This window comes from Siansivirga zeaxanthinifaciens CC-SAMT-1 (genome assembly GCF_000941055.1).
GTDB classification, from domain to species: Bacteria; Bacteroidota; Bacteroidia; order Flavobacteriales; family Flavobacteriaceae; genus Siansivirga; species Siansivirga zeaxanthinifaciens.
In genome coordinates, this window is sequence record NZ_CP007202.1 from 931,126 (window position 1) to 949,516 (window position 18,391).

The 18,391-nt window shown below is 33.1% G+C and carries 24 protein-coding genes; 2 read left to right on the plus strand and 22 right to left on the minus strand.

The features are described 5' to 3' along the window. Position 1: 1 nt before the first annotated feature. Positions 2-2,680 (plus strand): carboxypeptidase regulatory-like domain-containing protein, encoded by a 2,679-nt coding sequence (locus AW14_RS04180; protein ID WP_044637680.1) that lies wholly within the window; start codon positions 2-4, stop codon positions 2,678-2,680. 1 nt (position 2,681) lies between these two features. Here the strand turns inward: AW14_RS04180 and AW14_RS04185 are convergent, their stop codons facing one another. The 3 genes from AW14_RS04185 to AW14_RS04195 form a co-directional block, all read right to left on the minus strand. Beyond that, positions 2,682-3,107 carry an arsenate reductase ArsC gene (locus AW14_RS04185; protein ID WP_044637681.1) on the minus strand — a complete coding sequence of 142 codons (426 nt, stop codon included), beginning with the start codon at positions 3,105-3,107 and terminating at the stop codon, positions 2,682-2,684. Between the two features lie 139 nt (positions 3,108-3,246). Further along, on the minus strand, positions 3,247-3,741 hold the full coding sequence (locus AW14_RS04190; protein WP_044637682.1) for a DUF6428 family protein: 495 nt from the start codon (positions 3,739-3,741) through the stop codon (positions 3,247-3,249). Between the two features lie 22 nt (positions 3,742-3,763). Further along, on the minus strand, positions 3,764-4,087 hold the full coding sequence (locus AW14_RS04195) for an ArsR/SmtB family transcription factor (RefSeq protein WP_044637683.1): 324 nt from the start codon (positions 4,085-4,087) through the stop codon (positions 3,764-3,766). 113 nt (positions 4,088-4,200) lie between these two features. Between AW14_RS04195 and AW14_RS04200 the strand changes: the two genes are divergently transcribed. After that, entirely contained in the window at positions 4,201-4,596 is a 396-nt protein-coding gene (locus AW14_RS04200) for a DUF805 domain-containing protein (RefSeq protein ID WP_044637684.1), read from the plus strand. 52 nt (positions 4,597-4,648) lie between these two features. Here AW14_RS04200 and AW14_RS04205 read toward each other — a convergent pair whose 3' ends face one another. The 19 genes from AW14_RS04205 to AW14_RS04285 all read right to left on the minus strand — a co-directional run bounded on the left by AW14_RS04205 (position 4,649) and on the right by AW14_RS04285 (position 18,332). Continuing rightward, on the minus strand, positions 4,649-4,993 hold the full coding sequence (locus tag AW14_RS04205; protein WP_044637685.1) for a TM2 domain-containing protein: 345 nt from the start codon (positions 4,991-4,993) through the stop codon (positions 4,649-4,651). A gap of 44 nt (positions 4,994-5,037) precedes the next feature. Further along, positions 5,038-5,802, minus strand: a complete 765-nt coding sequence (locus AW14_RS04210) for a sulfite exporter TauE/SafE family protein (RefSeq protein WP_084708759.1) — start codon at positions 5,800-5,802, stop codon at positions 5,038-5,040. Positions 5,803-5,899: 97 nt separating this feature from the next. Further along, positions 5,900-6,271 (minus strand): VOC family protein, encoded by a 372-nt coding sequence (locus AW14_RS04215; protein ID WP_044637686.1) that lies wholly within the window; start codon positions 6,269-6,271, stop codon positions 5,900-5,902. A 20-nt stretch (positions 6,272-6,291) separates the two neighbouring features. After that, positions 6,292-6,531 (minus strand): DUF1801 domain-containing protein, encoded by a 240-nt coding sequence (locus AW14_RS15220; RefSeq protein WP_316930053.1) that lies wholly within the window; start codon positions 6,529-6,531, stop codon positions 6,292-6,294. Between the two features lie 2 nt (positions 6,532-6,533). Further along, positions 6,534-6,746, minus strand: a complete 213-nt coding sequence (locus AW14_RS15225; protein WP_316930054.1) for a hypothetical protein — start codon at positions 6,744-6,746, stop codon at positions 6,534-6,536. A gap of 25 nt (positions 6,747-6,771) precedes the next feature. Then, positions 6,772-7,707, minus strand: a complete 936-nt coding sequence (locus AW14_RS04225) for a 2-hydroxyacid dehydrogenase (protein ID WP_044637687.1) — start codon at positions 7,705-7,707, stop codon at positions 6,772-6,774. Positions 7,708-7,895: 188 nt separating this feature from the next. Continuing rightward, positions 7,896-9,269, minus strand: a complete 1,374-nt coding sequence (gene mgtE / locus AW14_RS04230; RefSeq protein ID WP_084708761.1) for a magnesium transporter — start codon at positions 9,267-9,269, stop codon at positions 7,896-7,898. 12 nt (positions 9,270-9,281) lie between these two features. Beyond that, positions 9,282-10,076, minus strand: coding sequence for a 16S rRNA (adenine(1518)-N(6)/adenine(1519)-N(6))-dimethyltransferase RsmA (rsmA, locus tag AW14_RS04235; RefSeq protein WP_044637688.1), 795 nt, complete (start codon positions 10,074-10,076; stop codon positions 9,282-9,284). A gap of 71 nt (positions 10,077-10,147) precedes the next feature. Further along, positions 10,148-10,468, minus strand: coding sequence for a DUF4286 family protein (locus AW14_RS04240; protein WP_044637689.1), 321 nt, complete (start codon positions 10,466-10,468; stop codon positions 10,148-10,150). A gap of 300 nt (positions 10,469-10,768) precedes the next feature. Then, positions 10,769-11,275 (minus strand): hypothetical protein, encoded by a 507-nt coding sequence (locus AW14_RS04245; protein ID WP_044637690.1) that lies wholly within the window; start codon positions 11,273-11,275, stop codon positions 10,769-10,771. 73 nt (positions 11,276-11,348) lie between these two features. Further along, the gene (locus AW14_RS04250) at positions 11,349-11,783 is read right to left on the minus strand and encodes a DUF1810 domain-containing protein (RefSeq protein WP_044637691.1); all 435 of its coding nucleotides are present in this window, start codon (positions 11,781-11,783) and stop codon (positions 11,349-11,351) included. A 133-nt stretch (positions 11,784-11,916) separates the two neighbouring features. Beyond that, entirely contained in the window at positions 11,917-12,216 is a 300-nt protein-coding gene (locus tag AW14_RS04255) for a type II toxin-antitoxin system RelE/ParE family toxin (protein WP_044637692.1), read from the minus strand. Further along, a complete protein-coding gene (locus tag AW14_RS04260; protein ID WP_044637693.1) occupies positions 12,209-12,460 on the minus strand; it encodes a type II toxin-antitoxin system ParD family antitoxin in 252 nt (83 codons plus the stop codon). The genes AW14_RS04255 and AW14_RS04260 overlap by 8 nt, the downstream gene beginning before the upstream one ends. A 164-nt stretch (positions 12,461-12,624) precedes the next feature. Continuing rightward, positions 12,625-13,242, minus strand: a complete 618-nt coding sequence (locus AW14_RS04265) for a hypothetical protein (RefSeq protein WP_044637694.1) — start codon at positions 13,240-13,242, stop codon at positions 12,625-12,627. 13 nt (positions 13,243-13,255) lie between these two features. After that, complete coding sequence (locus AW14_RS04270; RefSeq protein ID WP_218915997.1) at positions 13,256-13,588, minus strand: hypothetical protein; 333 nt, start codon at positions 13,586-13,588, stop codon at positions 13,256-13,258. A gap of 170 nt (positions 13,589-13,758) precedes the next feature. Beyond that, positions 13,759-15,534: a tetratricopeptide repeat protein gene (locus tag AW14_RS04275; RefSeq protein ID WP_044637696.1), complete on the minus strand. Its 1,776-nt coding sequence runs from the start codon at positions 15,532-15,534 to the stop codon at positions 13,759-13,761. Positions 15,535-15,758: 224 nt separating this feature from the next. Then, on the minus strand, positions 15,759-15,881 hold the full coding sequence (locus AW14_RS15165; RefSeq protein ID WP_262506703.1) for a hypothetical protein: 123 nt from the start codon (positions 15,879-15,881) through the stop codon (positions 15,759-15,761). A 170-nt stretch (positions 15,882-16,051) separates the two neighbouring features. Beyond that, positions 16,052-17,323 (minus strand): serine--tRNA ligase, encoded by a 1,272-nt coding sequence (serS, locus tag AW14_RS04280; RefSeq protein WP_044637697.1) that lies wholly within the window; start codon positions 17,321-17,323, stop codon positions 16,052-16,054. A 73-nt stretch (positions 17,324-17,396) separates the two neighbouring features. Then, entirely contained in the window at positions 17,397-18,332 is a 936-nt protein-coding gene (locus tag AW14_RS04285) for a bifunctional riboflavin kinase/FAD synthetase (RefSeq protein WP_044637698.1), read from the minus strand. Between the last annotated feature and the right edge of the window lie 59 nt (positions 18,333-18,391).

Consider the following 18,391-nt stretch of genomic DNA (forward strand, 5'->3'; position numbering starts at 1 on the left):
TTTGAATAAAACATTCTATTTAATTACAATCTTTCTGCTCTCTTATATAGCTAATGCACAACAAATCATAGTTTCAGGCAAAGTTACAGACACCCTTCAAAACCCCTTAGCTTACGCCAACATTCTTGCCATACCAGAAAATGATAACGAAGTGGTTACTTTTGCCATTACCCAAGAAAACGGTACTTACAAATTAGGTTTAAGTAAAAACCAAACTTATAATGTTACCGTTAGCTATTTAGGTTTTAAACAGCAAACGGTTAGTATAACAACTACCAATCAAGACCTTTTTAAAGACTTTATATTAAAAGAAAACCCAGACCAGTTAGATGAGGTTACCTTAAACTACACGCCACCCATAACTGTAAAAAAAGATACCATTACTTATAAATTAGATGCTTTTACAACAGGCGAAGAACGTAAACTACGTGAAGCACTAAAAAAATTACCTGGTGTTGAGGTAGATAAAGCCGGTAATGTAATTGTTCAAGGTAAAAAAGTAACCAAAGTACTGGTAGAGAACGAAACATTTTTTACAGGCGATAGTAAATTGGCTGTAAACAATATACCTGCCGATGCTGTAGATAAAGTAGAAATTCTAGACAACTATAACGATATTGCCATGTTAAAAGGTTTGCAAGATACCGAGGATATGGCTATGAACATTAAACTAAAAGAAGAAAAAAAGAAATTTACTTTTGGCGATGTTGAAGTTGGTGCTGGTATTAAAAATCGTTATTTGGTGCATCCAAACCTTTTTTATTACAGCCCAAAAACCAATGTTAATTTTATTGGCGACCTAAATAACCAAGGTATTAAAAGTTTTAGCTTTCGCGATTATTTAGAGTTTGAAGGTGGTTTTAGTAAACTCATGAACGATGCTGGTAGTTATTTTAGTCTATTTAACAGCGATTTTGCGCAGTATTTAAACAATCAAGATTATACAGCAAACACCAACCAGTTTGGTGCTTTAAACATCAGGCAATCTATAAATAACGTAACCGATATTAGTGGCTACGTTATAACTTCTAAAAGTAAAACAGAAACGCAAAGTGAAACTCTAAACGAATATGTTAACGTTCAAAATTCTTTTTTTGAAGAACGAACCGTAAACAATAACCTCAACAATTTTTTTACCATTGCTAAATTAACTTTAGATTACGACCCAAGTTTTAATGAAGATTTTGCATACAATAGTTTTGTAAAACTAACTAATAATGATAGTAATGGTTTTATTACTACCATAAACCCCAATCAAAATAACAGCATTTCTACCTTAACCGATGTTGTGGGCATCAACTTAAAACAAAACGTAAACTACAGCCGTAAACTATCCAAAGACCACACCCTAACTTTAGAAGCTACTTATAACTTCCAAAACGATAAACCATTTACCGAATGGCTTACTAACAGGCAAATTTTGCAGGGTTTAATCCCTTTAGTCAACGATACGTTTTATAATATTTTTCAAACTAAAAAATCGAATTCACATAGCTTTAATGCCATTATAAAAGATTATTGGGTACTAAACAACTTTAACCATTTATACACAAGTGTAGGCTTAAATACTGCCTTTAATAGTTTTTTTAATGAAGATTTACAGAAACTTTCAAATGGTAACACCAATAACTTTAGCACCAATGGTTTTGGAAATGACTTTGGGTATAACTTCGTAGATACGTTTATGGGTTTAGAATATAAGTTTCAAATAGGTATTGCAACCTTTAAACCAATGTTATATTATCATTTTTACAATTGGAATACAAAACAATTTCAAGACACCTTTTCTAATAGTAAGGCTTTATTATTACCGCAGTTCACCACAAAAATAGAGTTTAATAACAGCGAAAAAATAAACTTTAAATATGCCTTAAATGCACGTTTCCCGAGTATCGAACGTTTATCAAACAACTTTATACTTTCTAGTTTTAATAGTGTTTTTAAAGGCGATACCACATTAGAGAATCAATTATACCATACCGTAAGTTTAAGTTATTATAAGTTTAGTTTGTTTAAAAACTTAAATCTTAATGTAAACACGAGCTTTAACAAAAAGGTAAAGCATTTTAAAAATGTTACACAACTGGATGGTATCAATCAATTTAATACACAAATATTATTTAATGAACCCGAATACAACTGGTCTGTTAATGGTGGTATCTCTAAAAAAATAAATAAAATAAGATATAATATAAGAAGCCGTTTTAACTACAACGATTTTTACCAGATTTTGAATAATAATACGCAATTAAATATTTCAAAATCCGTTTCTTCTACCTTTAGTGCCGAAACTTTTTTTAAAAACTACCCAAATATTGAAGCTGGTTTTACTAAAGACTTTAATAATTATCGTTCTATTGGTAATATTACAAATTTTGAAAACAACCAATTTTTCGTAAAACTGGAATATGACTTTTTAAAGGATTTTATTTTTAAGGCAGATTACAGTTTCGATAATTATAAAAACAAAAATAATGGCATAGCAAACACATTCGACACTGCAAATGCATCATTATTTTACCAAAAAGAAGATACGCCTTGGGGTTTTGAGATTAATGCAACCAACCTTTTCAATGTTACTTTTAAACAGCAAAATTCATTCAACAGCTTTTTAATAAGCGATAATAAAACGTTTATACTGCCTAGAATTATTATGTTTAAAATAGCTTATAAATTATAAGTTAATTCCATTCAAACTTTTCAACAAACGCCTTAAAATATCCCTTAATTTCCTCACGAGCTTTTAAAAAAGCAGCGTGTTTTTCTTCAGCGGTACCAACTAATTTTGAAGGATCGTAGAAATTATGGTGTAAACGAACCGCATTTTTGCTTGGTATGTACGGGCAGTTTTCGTTGGCGTGGTCGCAAACAGTAATAATATAATCGAAATCGATGTCTTTATATTCATCGACATGGTTTGAAGTATGGTGGTCTATGTTTAAACCATCTTCTTTCATAATCGCCAACGCTCCGGGGTTTAATCCGTGAGTTTCTATACCGGCACTATAAACGTTCACCGCTTTATCTTTTAAAAAATAATATAAATACCCGTGAGCCATTTGGCTTCTACACGAATTTCCCGTGCATAATACTAATATGTTTTTCATTGTCTGTGTTTTATTTTAACACACCTCTCCAATGGAGAGAAATTATAGTTTCAATTGAAATAGGAGATTTTTTAAACGTTATTTAATTCGCCACTAATACACGAATAATAATTGTTTTAAAAACCATTAAAATGCAAATTTAGCAACAGTTTCCAGTTGACGTACAACAAGGCTGGCTTGATGAAGTCGCTTCTAGAGGTTCTGGCACCCCACAAAGTTCTTTTGCTTTACAGTCTGTTTTTTGGGTAGCCAATTTAATTATTAAATTTTTACCTTGAATTTCAAAATCGTTAACAAACATTTGCGCGGTATGAAACGCTGCATTACTGTACTCGAATTTAACTTCAGAGTCTAAAACATAAGCCTTCATTTTTCCAACCTTTTTTAGAATGCCTAAAGCTTTAAAAACAGACATATATTCTGTTTTACCCAGCTCATTAGGGCTTTCCCATAACTGTATAATGGTTTCCTTCCAAGTATCGGTTTGTGCACCACAATCTACAGAATCTATGGTTAGGTGCTTTATCTCTGTGATGTGATAATTAGCACCAACTAATAAATTTGGAGCATACTCAAATAACAAAGCTTTCTCTGGGTTTTGTTCTAATACTGAAAATAATTCTTGTGTTGTCATAATCTTTATTTTTTGTTTTTATCTAGCAACAATTGGATGTGGTTGTATTGAAAAAAGAATTTAATAATTCCTGAAACTCATTAAAACGTTCTCCGTTTAAACAATAACAAACACTTTTACCTTTATAGTTGCCTTTAAGTAATCCGGCATCATTAATAACTTTTAAATGCTGCGAAATGGTTGCTTGCGCCAAGCCAATTTCATCAACAATATCATTACAAATACAAGACTCTTGTCTGCTTATATATTGTAAAATAGCAACGCGCGCAGGATGCGCAAATACTTTTGCCATTGTAGCAATTGTGGTTACATCGCGCTTATAAATATGTTCTTTTGTTGCTCCCATACTGTTATATTTTTTCAAATATACAACATTATCGTAATATTGCAATATTGCGATAATAAAATAATTTAAATATTATATATTTGAGAATACTAACCACAAAAAACAAAAAACTTATGAACTGGTATTTAAAAGTAATGAAGCAATACGCCGATTTTTCAGGCAGAGCAAGACGCAAAGAATATTGGATGTTTGTATTATTTAATTTTATTTTCATACTAGCAGCCATGCTTTTAGATAATTTACTGGGAACTACCTTAGGCGAACTTCCGTACGGCGTTATTTATATTTTATATGTTTTAGCCGTATTTATTCCATCATTGGCGGTTGCTGTAAGAAGACTGCACGATGTTGGAAAAAGTGGATGGATGTATTTTATAATTTTATTACCAATAATAGGCCATATTTGGCTGCTTGTGCTTTTTGTAAGCGACAGTGAGGCTGGGGCAAATAAATGGGGAGAGAACCCTAAAACAGGGCCGGCAGAAATTGATAGCATAGGTAAAGAATAATAAAAAAAGGGGTATTAAAAATACCCCTTTTTTATATGAAATCATTTAAAAGCTAAAACCAAGGTTTTTTACCTACTTGATAGGTGTTATAAAAAGCTTCGTCGGATTTTGTTAAATAAATAATGCCTTCAATAACCGGTATTATTGATGCTATACCACAAGTAACAAAAGAAGCAACCAATTGAATAATACCCTCTTTTGTATAGCCCAAAATAAATTTGTGAACTCCTAAGTAGCCAATTAAAATAGCCACTATACCGCATATTATTTTTTTATTCTCACCGGCAAAAGCCTCGTTGGCACCCCTTGTAAATTCCGATGCGGTTTGTTTTGCCTCATTAGCAAACTGGTTTGCTTGCTCTTTAAAATCGTTACCTAAATTTTTATCTTCAGACATAATACGTTTGTTAAGTTATAATAATTAAAAGTAATAAATTTCTGTTATCTAAACAGCATCATAATACCACCAATAGCGGTAACAATAAGAATAAAGCGTCGGTAATTTAAATTAGACACTAACTTTACTAGGTAGGCCCCAATAAAAAAACCGCCAATTACAGGCAAGATTAAAACTGAATTTAAAGCCAATGTATCAACGGTAATGGTATGCCATACAAACACATGAAAAGGTAATTTAAATACATTAACAATAAAAAATAACCAGGCTATGGTGCCAATAAATTCGTTTTTAGGTAAGCGCGTAGCCAGAAAATAAATATTAGAAATGGGTCCTGCCAAATTACCTATCATGGTTGAAAACCCTGCTAAAAACCCCATGCTTGAGGAAAACAATTTATTTTTTGGAAAGTTAGATGCCTGGCGTCTCTCGGTATAAAACATAATTAAAACAGAGCCTATGATAATTACCGCCATAATACGTTTAAACACCAACTCTGAAATATCGTTACCAACCCAAACACCTACTAAAACGCCCACAACCATAGAAGGTAATAACTTTTTAACGTAATACCATTGCACATGCTTTTTATAATATATAACCGCAAAAACATCGGCAAAAACGAGCATAGGCAGTAAAACTCCGGTAGAGGCTTTCTCTCCAAAAACAAAGGCCAGAATGATAACAATAATAATTCCAATACCTTTAATACCCGATTTAGATAAGCCTAATAAGAAAACCGTACAGGCAATAGCAAGCCATTGCAAACCGGTTAAATTATAAGATTGAAGAATTTCTATATAAGACAAAAAGACTCGTTTTTTATTAGAGCCGAAGTTAAAAAAGAATTACCAATAAAAGGCAACCTTTTATTTAAACAAAAAATATAATTTTAGTCATTACAAATTAAACATGTTGATCGATTAAAATGGTATTGCCGTCGGGATCTAATAAAACAATACTAGCTGGCCCAGAACCATTTGAATCTGTCTCATTTAAAATGTTTACTCCATGGTCTTTTAAATGCTTTTGAATGGTTCTAACATCTACAAAAGGTTCTACTTTATTAGCGTTTTCGTCCCAACCAGGATTAAACGTTAAAATATTATTTTCGAACATGCCTTGAAATAAACCAATAAGGGCGCGCCCATTTTTCATGATTAAATAATTTTTATCGATATCGCCTGCTAAAACTTGAAAACCAAGAGTTTCATAAAAAACTTTTGATGCCTTAATGTCTTTAACACTTAAACTTGTTGAAAATGCTCCTAATGTCATAATTAAATATTTTATTAGTTTTATTTTTTTAAGGTAGCCTCGTATAAGGCAATCCAATCTTTTACTGAAATTTTAGAACATAATTCGCCAATTAAAGCAAAAGGAATATCGTCTAAATATTTAAAACGGATGCAACTTTTACCCATATCTAATTTTTTATTTGAATGCTTTGGGTACGTTTCTACAAACCAGTTTAAGAGTTCTTGATTTGCATACAAACCCATATGATAAAGATTAACTGAGTTTTTTTGCGATGCCATACTTAAAAATGGCAGGGGTTCGTTTTTTTACAGTGGTAGCCACTAGAATATATTTCCAGTGGCACAAAATAGCCAATCATACCATATTGAATACCTTCTTGAAAGCCTTTGGGCAGGTTTTTCGAAATGACTTCTCTAAGACTATTTATAGCTTGTTTGTGGTTATCTGGTATATTTACCAAATAGTCTTCGACTGTTTTTACCTCTTTGTTCATTTCGATAACTTTAGCTTTTTTAAAGTTAACAAAAATTCTCTTTTATTTTATCGACTATGGTTTGGGCTAGTTTTTCTTTGCTTTCTATGGTCCAACCAGCTACATGAGGCGTTAGTAAAACCTTATGGGATTGAATTAAATATTGAAACGGACCAGGCATGGTTGATGTGAACATATCTTCAAACGACGATTTTTCATATTCTAAAACATCTAAACCTGCGCCAAGAATTTTACCCGATGCCAAGGCATCCACCAAATCTTTTGTAATAACACTTTTACCACGGGCGGTATTAATAAACCAAAACGGTTTTTTAAACGCATTTATAAATTCTGAATGTATCATGCCCAACGTTAAAGGGGTTTGTGGGGTATGTAAACTAACAACCTCAACGCGTTCTTGAAATTCTTGTAAGCTTACTTGTTTGGCATTTTGGTCGCCTACATTGGGTTTTATATCGTAACAAATAACTTCGACATCGAAGCCTCGTAATTTTTTTGCAAAAGCTTTACCCATGTTGCCGTAGCCTATAATACCGACGGTTCTGCCATCGAGCTCGATACCACGATTGGCTTCGCGTAGCCATTTGCCTTGGCGCACTTCGGAGTCGGCTTTATTTAGTTTATTAAACAGGGAAAGTAACATCCCTAAGGCGTGTTCGCCCACGGCATTACGGTTGCCTTCAGGCGCTGCGATAAGGGTTATTCCTTTTGTTTGGGCATAATCGCAATCTATATTTTCGAGGCCTGCGCCTACACGACCAATAAATTTTAAATTACTGGCAGCATCTAGAAATTGTTTGTCTATTGAAAACCGGCTTCGTAAAATAATACCATCGTAATCTTTAATTTTAGTTTCTATGTCTGCTTTTGAAGATGTATAATCTTCGTGATTGGTGAAACCTAAAGCGTTTAACTGATTTATTAAAAGTTCGTGATTGGTGTCTAGATGAAGGATTTTCATATTATTATAAATAAAAACAGACCTGAAGTCTTTAAAGGTTAAATGTAATTATTATGGGGTGTTGAAACAAATTCGGATGGCTATTTTTTAGCTGATGGTTGCGTTAGGGATAGCAATGGAAATCCTTTTTATGAGGCACGAATAAAAAGATTGTAATGGATAGCCCGACCCTTGGGTAACGCCCAAAATTAAAATCCTAAAATGAGTTTTGCTATTACAAAGTACATTAAAATACCAAACACATCGTTGCTGGTGGTTATAAAGGGACCGGTTGCTACGGCGGCATCGATACCTCTTTTGTCTAAAAAAATGGGGATAAAGGTGCCTATTAGGGCGGCCATGATAATTACTGTTATTAGCGCCACACAAATGGTTAACGATTCGTAGTAGGTGGTTTTAAAAACGAAATGGCTTATAAGTAAAACGATGGCTGCGATGGCCAGGCCGTTAACGAGACCTAATAAAAATTCTTTTAAAAGGCGGCTAAATAGTTTACCGTCTATGGTGTCGTTTGCCAAACCTTGCACCACAATGGCCGAGGATTGTACGCCCACGTTTCCTGCTGTTGCTTGTATGAGGGGTATAAACATTAATAGGGCCGGGAATTTGGTCATGGCGTCGCTAAACCCGTTTATAATGCTGGCGGCGCCTATACCACCAAACATGCCTATTAAAAGCCAAGGCAGGCGTGCTTTTGTGAGTTCCCAAATGCTATCGTCGGCTTCGACATCGCTGGTAATACCGGCTGCTAACTGGTAATCTTTTTCGGCTTCTTCTTTCATGAGGTCGACGATATCGTCGATGGTGATGCGACCCAAAAGGATTTGGTTATCGTCTACCACGGGAATGGCCTCTAAGTCGTATTTTTGCATAACACGTGCTACGTCTTCGGCATCGTCGTTAACATTAACACAGTCTACGCTAGAGATGTATATTTCGGATATTTTTTGGTCGCTTTTGGCAACAATTAAATCTTTTAATGAGAGGCGGCCTACGAGTCGGTTTTTTTTATCGACCACATACACAGAATGTACGCGGGTTACCTCTTTTGCTTGTCCGCGAATACGACGCAAGCAGCCTGCTACGGTCCAGGTTTCGTAAACTTTAACGAGTTCTTTTGCCATAAGTCCACCGGCCGTATCGTCGTCGTAAGCAAGTAATTCTCGAATTTCGGCTTTGTGCTCCTCGTCTTCAATTTGCGAGATAACTTCTTGCTGGCGTTCTTCGGGAAGTTCAGAGATAATATCGGCAGCATCATCGGTATCTAACTCACCAATTTCTTCGGCGATTTCTTTGGCAGAAAGATTTCGAAGTACTTTTTCTCGATTGTCCTCATCGAGTTCCATTAAAATATCGGCCGTGGTTTCAGAATCCAGTAACTTAATAATGTACATGGCTTCGTCTAGATCGAGCTCGTCTAAAATTTCGGCAATATCGGCGTAATGAAAATCTTTTAAAAGCTTTTGCAGGGCCTTATCATCTGCATTTTGGATGAGGCTTTCTACCTGATTGACTAAATCTTCGGTTAATTCGAATGGTATGTTTTCTATTTCTTCAGACAAATTTTGGACTATTTATTGGTCTTTTTCGATTAGTTGGGTAAGATTGATAAACTCGTTAACGGTTAATTGTTCTGGTCGTTTGTCAAATATACTATCTTCTCGTAAATTATCGCTTAAATTCAATGTTTTTAAACTGTTACGAATGGTTTTTCTGCGTTGTTGAAAGGCGGTTTTTACCACTTTAAAAAATAGGGCTTCATCGCAAGGGATGTGATAGTTTTCTTTTCTAATAAGTCTTAAAACGCCCGAGTCTACTTTTGGTGGCGGATTAAAAACATTGGGCGGCACAGTAAACAGGTATTCTGCATCGTAAAATGCCTGCGTTAAAACCGATAAAATACCATACACCTTACTACCTTCTTTAGAGCAAATACGCTCGGCAACTTCTTTTTGAAACATGCCCGAAAACTCTGGAATTTGGTCTCGTAACTCTAAGGTTTTAAAAACTATCTGGGTTGAAATATTGTACGGGAAATTACCTATAATAGCAAAAGGTTCGCCTTTAAATACTTGGTTTAAATCGTATTTTAAAAAATCTTTTTCTATAATTCGTGGCGCTAAATTTAAATAGTTAGCTTTTAAATAATCGACCGATTCTGTATCGATTTCTATAACGTGGGTGGTCATGTCTTTTTTAAGTAAGTATTTGGTAAGAACGCCCATTCCTGGACCAATTTCCAATACTTGTTGGTAACCTTTTAAGGTAAGGGTATCTGCAATATCTTGAGCTACACTTTCGTCGTTTAAAAAATGCTGCCCTAAATGTTTTTTTGCTTTTACCTGATTTTGATTTGAATAATTTCCCACGAACAACTAAGTATTTTAATTGCAAAAGTACGTTTTATATTATGGATTCTCTATTGCTGGCTTTTTAGAGATTATTTGAATTCTACCGAATATTCGTCTATAATTTGAAGCTCGGTACGAAAGGCTAAAACTTTATCGCCAAATCGGGCGGCCTCTTTGCGTAATTTATCGGCATCTTCTTTAAAATAGGCGTCTAAGGCTTCGCGAGAGTATGATTTATATTGCACAGAATAGGTTACACCGCCCATTTCTTCTTCAACTAAAACCCGTGTTAAAGTGGCTTTTTCAAATTTACCGGTGGCTAAAACTTGTGGTATGTGTTCTTTAATCCAAGATAACCATTCGTCGTGAATGGATTCGTCGATGTTGGAAGTTACGTTGTATATATACATTTAATATTTTTTAAATTGAAATGAAAATTATAATGACTAGCAATATAATGTCTTTAACAGACTAAGTTAGACCTTTTAAAATTTATTATGTGATAAAGATCTTTTCTAATTTTTAAAGATTTTTATTGATGGTTATTGGTTTGTTCTAAATGAATCGTATCTGTATGATTAGCTGTTTAAACGCCTAATTTAGCAAATAATACTCAATGGTGCATCAGTAAAACTATTGTAAAGTAACCGAAAGTCTATGAGTACGAACGTTACGAGCCATAAACAAAACCTAGTTTTGTAAACTGATTTTTATTCCCATTGGGTGGTGAATTCTGAAATTAAAAAGGCATTAATAATGCCGCCTTTAAATGGGTGTTCGTTTGTAAATAAGGCATAAATAAGCGCTTTTTTTCCCTTAGACATCTCATTTTTAAAATCGTCTATAAGTTGATTTTGTATGGGCATCCATATTTTAGAATTTCCAATATTAAATTCAAACTCTTTAGAAACTAAACCATTTAAAACCTGAGCACTGCCCATTTTAACTTTAAAAACTCTTTTCATGGAGTTTAAAACTTCTTTGTTTATTGGCCTTTCATTTCCTGTAAACTCGGCTATAAATCTAAATTTAGATATGGCGACGTAATAATGGCCTTCTGTTTTGTCTTTTTCAACTTCTTTGGCATAATCTATTTCGGCTTGAATTATTTTTTCAACACTTTTATATGTGTAGTTTTTGTCCCAAGCTTCAAATCCGTTTTGAGAATATATAACACTGGAAATACATACAAATACTATTAAAAAGGATGTTTTCATGGTGCTGGGTTTGATGTTTTATTACCTATAAATATGGGGTGTTTTATTGCACTATTTGTTATTAGCAATAGTCTTACTGTTTTTTTAGTGCGCTTAAAGTGCGCTTGCATCTATTTCCATCAAAATATTTTTCTAGAACAGCATCAAACAAAGTGATTTCTGTTTGAATGGCGTCGAATAAAGTCATTGAGGATTTAATCTTTAAGTTGTCGGGACTTCCAAACACTTCAAAAGCAGTTTTATTTTCTATTGATAAAAATGCATTCGTAATCTCTATTAGACGCGAACCCAATATAGGGTGTTCTAAATAACATATGGCTTCGGCTTCGCTATTAATGGCATATTTTACAGAAGTACCACTTTTACCAAGACCTTGATACTGTGGAAAAATATACCACATCCAATGAGTGGACTTTCTGCCATTTTTAATTTCATTTAAAGCATTTTCATAAGTGCCAAATTGCGATTGCGCATCAATAAATCTTTTTAAATTGAATTTGTCTTCCATATATAATTTCTGTTACTGCCACTGATCTTGACTGTAAGTATTTGAGTGGTTTAACTATTAACTTTGCAAGTTTAAACCAAACTGAAAAACAGCGAGACTAAGCAATTACTAAAAGCCATTGTTGCGCGTGTTGTTATTCGCTTAGTCTCTTTTTTAAATCCATTCTTTCGTGTAAAATTCTTGTAATTTCAACATAGTTTTCATTCAATGTTCGATAGAAAATAATATGTCGATTCGTTTTTAGTCCGAGTAGATTTTGGATAATACCGTCGTAGTTTTTTCCTAAAAGCGGATTGTTTGCAATTTCTTGACAATTTGAAATTAGCATGTTGTAATATTTGTCGGCTTGATTTTCAGACCAGGTTTCAAAGGTATATTCCCAAATTTTAGATAAATCTTCGACAGCTTTATTCGTCAATTTAAATTCAGCCATTTGAGCGCTTTTTCGCTTTTAGAGATTCAAGATGTGTTTTAGGATCAAAATCGAGTGCAATTCCGCTATCAATTCCGTCTTGAATGGCGTTTCTCAATGCCATTACTTTATTTTCTTCTTCTTCTAAAAGTCTTAAACCCGCACGTATAACTTCGCTAACATTTTTAAATCGACCTTCCTTTATTCGACTTTGAACGAATTGGTCAAAATAACTCCCGAGTGATATCGATGTGTTTTTGTTCATTTTGATGCTATTTATCTCAAATATACCAAAAATTGGTATAAAAGCAAATTCTTAAATTATAGTTACTGGTTTGGTTATGGCTTCTTTGCATGAAAACGGGTGAGGATTTTCCGCCTTAAAGCAAAACCATTAAATTTCTATAGCAGGAGCTGTGTACAGTATTTTTAAATTGTAAGTCGTGGTGATTTTGTCATTTTTAATATTTCTCCTCTTTTTGGATTTTGAGATTTTCTAATTATGAAATAAATTAATGACGATATTATTAATGTTCCAACCACTAATGTTCCTATGGTTCCTAAGATTTCTGCAATCCAAACTATTAATTGTTTTAACCAAGCTCTTCTTCCGGAAATCCTTACGCTTTCGCCTTTTTCTAATTCCATAGCAGATATAAAAGTAACAACAATTAAAATTCCAGAAATCCCCAGAGTCGTGAGTTGAGGAAGAATTTGTTTAATTACAGAATAATCTTTTATTTCAATTCCTTTTAATTGGGTTTTTAAATAAGATTTAATTTCCGAGTATACAATTTTGTCTATTTTATGAATTTCTTCAGGCGTTTTATCATCTTTAAATCTAAAATCGATCGTGAAGTCAGTATCAATAAAAACAATGTCTTTCAAATCTTCGTATCGAATACTTTTAATGGTTCCTAAATTTTTTGTATCAATGAGTTCATTAATATCTGCATCTTTGTTTTGATCAGTTAACCAAATAGATTTTTCGGTTGGTATTAAATATTTATCTTTAAAATCAGACTCGGAAATCTTCCAATTTTTCATGTTTAGTTTGTTTTTATGTTATCATTGCTCTGTCTCCCTTTTTTCCTTTTTTCACTCGTTCTGAATAACCTGCAAAAAAGAAAGGAATATTATCTTCTGTACCATTTTTTATTCGTTGCTTAACTTTCTCGAAAGCTAAAATTGAAATCTCAAAATCAGGTTGTCCTGTAACTAAAATGGGTTGATTTAATTGGTCGAACCAATAATATTTTCCGCCATAATTTCGCCTAGCTACTTCAAATATATACGAACCTGCTTGCAGAATTATATCCTCTAACATTCCAGAATCCATATCATCTTTATTTTCCGAAAAAAGGCTCAATATTTCCTCGTCTAAAATGGTCAAACTTGATTCGCTATAATCCAATCCGTTATCTAATCTTTCGTTAAAACTAGAAATAAGTCGTTCTGCATTATTTGTAGATTTTTCAATAAATTCTAATTGTGTTTCATCAATCGGATTTTGATTTGATTTTCTGTTTTGTTTTCGCTTTAGATTTCTTTAGTGGGACACACCTAATTAACAACATCACCACGCAGTGCCCTAAAACGTTTTCTGGCTTCTACAATGTAAATACTATCGTCGTGATTAAAAATAATTTTCTCATAGAGTCCTTTAGCTTTTTCAGGCTGATTTAAGTGGCTCTCGTAAATTCTGGCAAGTCTAAAATAGGCATCGTCTATTAATATGCCATCACTGTAATTATCTATAATGGCCTGATAGTTTGATTCTGCCTTCGAGAATTCTAGTTTTAATTCGAATAATTGAGCTTGTTTGTAAAGTGTTTGGGCAACAATAGGCTCGGTTTTATGTTCGGCAAGAATACGATCGAGTAAGGCAATAGCAGCCTCATTTTTATTTTGAAACGCTAACAAATCGGCTTTGGCATATAGTTTTAATGCGGTATGAAGCGAATCTTCATATTTATTATCTGAAATAAGGAGTTTTAACTCTAAAGCATCGTTGGCAATAAGTTGAGAAGTAGATGCTTTTAATATTTTTAATTGCGACTCGGCCCATTTAAAATCGCCCTTGTAATAACTTGTTTTAGCAACTTTAAATCGCGCTTCTTGAGAAACCGTACTGTTTTTTAAATTACGCTGAATTTGAGAATAATAAATTAAGGCTTTATTAAATTGCTCCTGAAGCACCAAAATATCGCCCAACTCGAGTTTAACTTGCGCCTGTTCTTGCTGCGATAATGCTAATTTTAAGGCGTTTTCTAAAAACTCTGAAGCCTCCTTAGGTGTTTCATTGTAAAACGCCAAAAAATGCGCATAAGCTATTTGAAGTTTTAAAGTAGAAGAGAAATAACCGTAGTTTTTAAAGAGTTCTTTAAATTTCTCGTCTATTGTTTTAAATGTTTCTTTATTGGCTTGTTTTATCTCTATTTGCAAGATATTATAATGCGCATCGAGAAGCATATCTTTATCTTGAGAGGTTTCAATTATAAATTGAAAAATGTCTTTTGCTGTTTCTAATTCGTTTTCGTTTGAAGCGATTAAAGCCAATTCTTCAATTTTAAAAAGACTTTCGGGCTGCCTATTAAAAATAGCTTTCTCTTGAATAAAGGCCTTGTTAAATTCTTTTTGCTGAATAAATAACCAACTTAAAAAATCATTCCAAAGCACGTTGGGTTCTTGTTGAGATTTTTTAAGTAGAATTTTCTTTAAAATAATATTGTTTTCGTTACTGGCATCTTCGGTGATAAAATCGTTAATATAACGCTTCACAGTATTTACTGCAATGGGGTTTGTTTCGGCAAAATTGATGTATTTGGTAAACATATTTTCTATGTTACCTTGCTCGCCATACAATTGGGCTAATTGTAAATTGAAATTAAAGGTTGGTTTTAGCTCCATAGCCTTTTCATAACTTAAAACCGCCTCGTTTAAAAGAGCATGCGACTGAAAACTTCTTGCCACTGAAAACACCGAACTCGGATTCGCATCGATAGTTGCTAAAGCTTTTTTGTAATTTAAATCGGCATTAACCTGATCTTTTTTTAGTTGATAATTAAAACCTAATTCAACATAAAAAAAAGGGAAATTTATTCGAGCCATTTGTGCCAGTATAAAAGCTTCGGCTTCATTATACTGCTCTAATTCCTGATAAGTCGCTATAATTTGGTTTATGTAATTTATATTAGAAGGCGCCTTAGCAAATACCTTTTTGTATTCTATTAATGCCTTTTCAAATTCGCTATTTTTAAAATACTCATTAGCAAGCGCATCTTCTTGAGAAAACCCAGCGAAACATATAAATAAACATAATATAAAAATAGTTCTCATACCGTAAATATAGTAAATGCCCCGAGTAGATTTTGTAAATTATATTATAAAAAAATGCCCGAATAAAATTCGAGCATTAACCAACCAAAAATACATGTTTTATTAACTAACGTTAATTTAAAAACGTACCATAATTAATTGGGGACTATTTTTAGGCATAACCTTGTAAGGCATGCGATTGCAAATGATACCCTCTTAAAAATTTATTGAATTATATAATATGCTTATTTTGTTGCAATTACAGATATGCTATTTTCAGAATTTGATAAAGAAAAATCTGAAAATAATACTTTTGCAGCGAAAAAAATTAAGGCAATTAAAATAACAAGACGTTTTATATTCTTCATAATTAGGTAGGTTTTAATGGTTTGGGTCCTCTAATTTGGAAAAATATTTTTAAAACTCAAAAGAAAAGCCCTAAAAATTGCTTTAAAACGCAACTTATTAACACTTAATCGGTTATTAAAAATAAAAAACCTACATAATTGTAGGTTTTTTATTTCGATTGTAAAATATTTTAGTTAATAATATTAAACCCTACATATGGCTGTAAAACTTCAGGTATAACAATACCATCTTTAGTTTGGTTGTTTTCTAAGATACCTGCTAGCACTCGAGGTAATGCCAACGAACTGCCATTTAAAGTATGAGCCAATTCATTTTTACCTTCGCTATTTTTAAATCGTAATTTCAAACGGTTGGCTTGAAACGTTTCAAAGTTTGATACCGATGAAATTTCTAACCAACGATCTTGTGCGGTTGAAAACACCTCAAAATCGTATGTCAATGCCGATGTAAATCCTAAATCGCCACCGCAAAGTCTTAATATTCTGTATGGTAATTTAAGCTCTTGTAAAATGGTTTTTACATGATTTACCATGCCGTCTAAAGCTTCGTACGATTTGCTTGGATGCTCAACGCGTAATATTTCAACTTTATCAAATTGATGCAAACGGTTTAACCCGCGAACATGGGCGCCATAACTTCCTGCTTCACGACGAAAACACGGTGTATATCCTGTAATACCAATTGGCAGTTCAGATTCATTTAAAACAACATCTCTAAAAATATTGGTTCCGGGAACTTCTGCAGTTGGTATTAAATATAAATTATCTTCGGTTACATGGTACATCTGTCCTTCTTTATCGGGTAATTGTCCGGTTCCAAAACCAGAAGCTTCATTTACCAAATGTGGTAATTGATATTCGGTGTAACCAGCCGCCGTATTTTTATCTAAAAAGTACGCGATTAAAGCTCGTTGTAATCGCGCTCCTTTTCCTTTATAAACCGGAAAACCTGCACCCGTTATTTTGTTTCCTAATTCGAAATCTATGATGTCGTATTTTTTAGCGAGTTCCCAATGTGGCAAAGCATTTTCATGCAATACAGGAATATCGCCTTCTCTAAATACTTCTTCGTTATCGTTTTCTGTGCTTCCCGCAGGAACAATATCGTTTGGTATGTTAGGTATTTTATATAGCAACTGGTTTAAAGCTTCTGTAGTACTGTTTAAAGCTTCGTTTAGTTCTTTTGAAACATCTTTTAACTGGGTAGTTTTTTCTTTTAAAATATTAGCTTTTTGTGCTTCGCCAGATTTGTAAAGATTCCCTATTTCTTTAGATAAAGCATTGGATTCTGCTAATGTATTATCCAGTTCTGTTTGAATACGACGACGGTCTTCATCGAACAAAATAACATTATTAATCATTTCGGTAGCATCAATATTTCGTTTTGCTAACCTTTTAATTACTAAATCTTTGTTTTCTCTAATAAAAGGGACTTGTAACATATGTTAAAAAATTTAAGCGACAAATTTAATGAATTGCGAAGATATTTCCGGTTGTTTTGGAAGTAAAATCTATTTATTTACTAAGCGAATTAATATAGCTTATAGATGTTTCTTTATCTTTTAATAATTGCGCTTTTAATAGCTCTAGAGAATTAAATTTTTGTTCGTCTCTAATGCGATGTAAAATATTTATTTGAAGTGTTTGATTATAAATATCTTTTTCAAAATTAAAAAAATGAACTTCTATGCTTTGTTGGGTTCCATCTACGGTTGGATTGGTGCCAATATTCATCATCCCATAAACAATCGTGTTTTCAATAAGGGCACTAACCACATAAACACCGTGTTTAGGTATAATTTTATAAGTTTCTTCAATTTGAATATTTGCTGTTGGATAATCTATTTGTCGACCTAATGCTTTGCCAGGCACCACCGTTCCTGTAAGCATAAATTGATAGCCTAGATAAGAATTTGCTTTTTCAATATCGCCTTCAATTAAAGCGGTTCTAATTTTTGTTGAACTTACCGAAACATCATCGATGTCTTGGGCTGGTATTTCTTCAACATCGAAACCGTAAATAGTGCCATATTTTCTTAAATCGACAATATCTGCATTTCTATTTCTTCCAAATCTATGGTCGTAACCTATAATTACTTTTTTGGCATTTAAAGTTTCAACTAAAATTTGCTTTACAAAATCTTCGGCCGATAACCGCGAAAACTCTTTAGTAAATTCTTTAACTAATAACTGGTCTAGACCGAGCCCTTCCAAAATGGTTCTGCGTTCTGTTATGGTATTAATTAATTTAATATTCGAATCTTTTTGCAACACCATACGTGGGTGGGGAAAAAAAGTAAGCACAACCGATTTTAATCCTTGCAAATTTCCAGTATTAATTAAGCGTTTAACTATTTTTTGATGACCAATATGAACACCATCAAAGGTTCCAATAGTTACAACTGTAGGTTTTGAAGAATTGTATGCTTTAATATTTTTTAACTTACCCATAAAGGTGAACTATTGCTAATGTGATTTAAAAAAGCTAGCTTTGTTATTAGCACTTAAAA

Coding starts and splice junctions, on each gene's coding strand:
- AW14_RS04185 (WP_044637681.1), bottom strand. CDS start 3,107: ATGAAAAACATATTAGTATTATGCACGGGAAATTCGTGTAGAAGCCAA.
- AW14_RS04190 (WP_044637682.1), bottom strand. CDS start 3,741: ATGACAACACAAGAATTATTTTCAGTATTAGAACAAAACCCAGAGAAA.
- AW14_RS04195 (WP_044637683.1), bottom strand. CDS start 4,087: ATGGGAGCAACAAAAGAACATATTTATAAGCGCGATGTAACCACAATT.
- AW14_RS04200 (WP_044637684.1), top strand. CDS start 4,201: ATGAACTGGTATTTAAAAGTAATGAAGCAATACGCCGATTTTTCAGGC.
- AW14_RS04205 (WP_044637685.1), bottom strand. CDS start 4,993: ATGTCTGAAGATAAAAATTTAGGTAACGATTTTAAAGAGCAAGCAAAC.
- AW14_RS04215 (WP_044637686.1), bottom strand. CDS start 6,271: ATGACATTAGGAGCATTTTCAACAAGTTTAAGTGTTAAAGACATTAAG.
- AW14_RS15220 (WP_316930053.1), bottom strand. CDS start 6,531: ATGGCATCGCAAAAAAACTCAGTTAATCTTTATCATATGGGTTTGTAT.
- AW14_RS15225 (WP_316930054.1), bottom strand. CDS start 6,746: ATGAACAAAGAGGTAAAAACAGTCGAAGACTATTTGGTAAATATACCA.
- AW14_RS04225 (WP_044637687.1), bottom strand. CDS start 7,707: ATGAAAATCCTTCATCTAGACACCAATCACGAACTTTTAATAAATCAG.
- AW14_RS04240 (WP_044637689.1), bottom strand. CDS start 10,468: ATGTATATATACAACGTAACTTCCAACATCGACGAATCCATTCACGAC.
- AW14_RS04245 (WP_044637690.1), bottom strand. CDS start 11,275: ATGAAAACATCCTTTTTAATAGTATTTGTATGTATTTCCAGTGTTATA.
- AW14_RS04250 (WP_044637691.1), bottom strand. CDS start 11,783: ATGGAAGACAAATTCAATTTAAAAAGATTTATTGATGCGCAATCGCAA.
- AW14_RS04255 (WP_044637692.1), bottom strand. CDS start 12,216: ATGGCTGAATTTAAATTGACGAATAAAGCTGTCGAAGATTTATCTAAA.
- AW14_RS04260 (WP_044637693.1), bottom strand. CDS start 12,460: ATGAACAAAAACACATCGATATCACTCGGGAGTTATTTTGACCAATTC.
- AW14_RS04265 (WP_044637694.1), bottom strand. CDS start 13,242: ATGAAAAATTGGAAGATTTCCGAGTCTGATTTTAAAGATAAATATTTA.
- AW14_RS04275 (WP_044637696.1), bottom strand. CDS start 15,534: ATGAGAACTATTTTTATATTATGTTTATTTATATGTTTCGCTGGGTTT.
- AW14_RS15165 (WP_262506703.1), bottom strand. CDS start 15,881: ATGAAGAATATAAAACGTCTTGTTATTTTAATTGCCTTAATTTTTTTC.
- serS (WP_044637697.1), bottom strand. CDS start 17,323: ATGTTACAAGTCCCTTTTATTAGAGAAAACAAAGATTTAGTAATTAAA.
- AW14_RS04285 (WP_044637698.1), bottom strand. CDS start 18,332: ATGGGTAAGTTAAAAAATATTAAAGCATACAATTCTTCAAAACCTACA.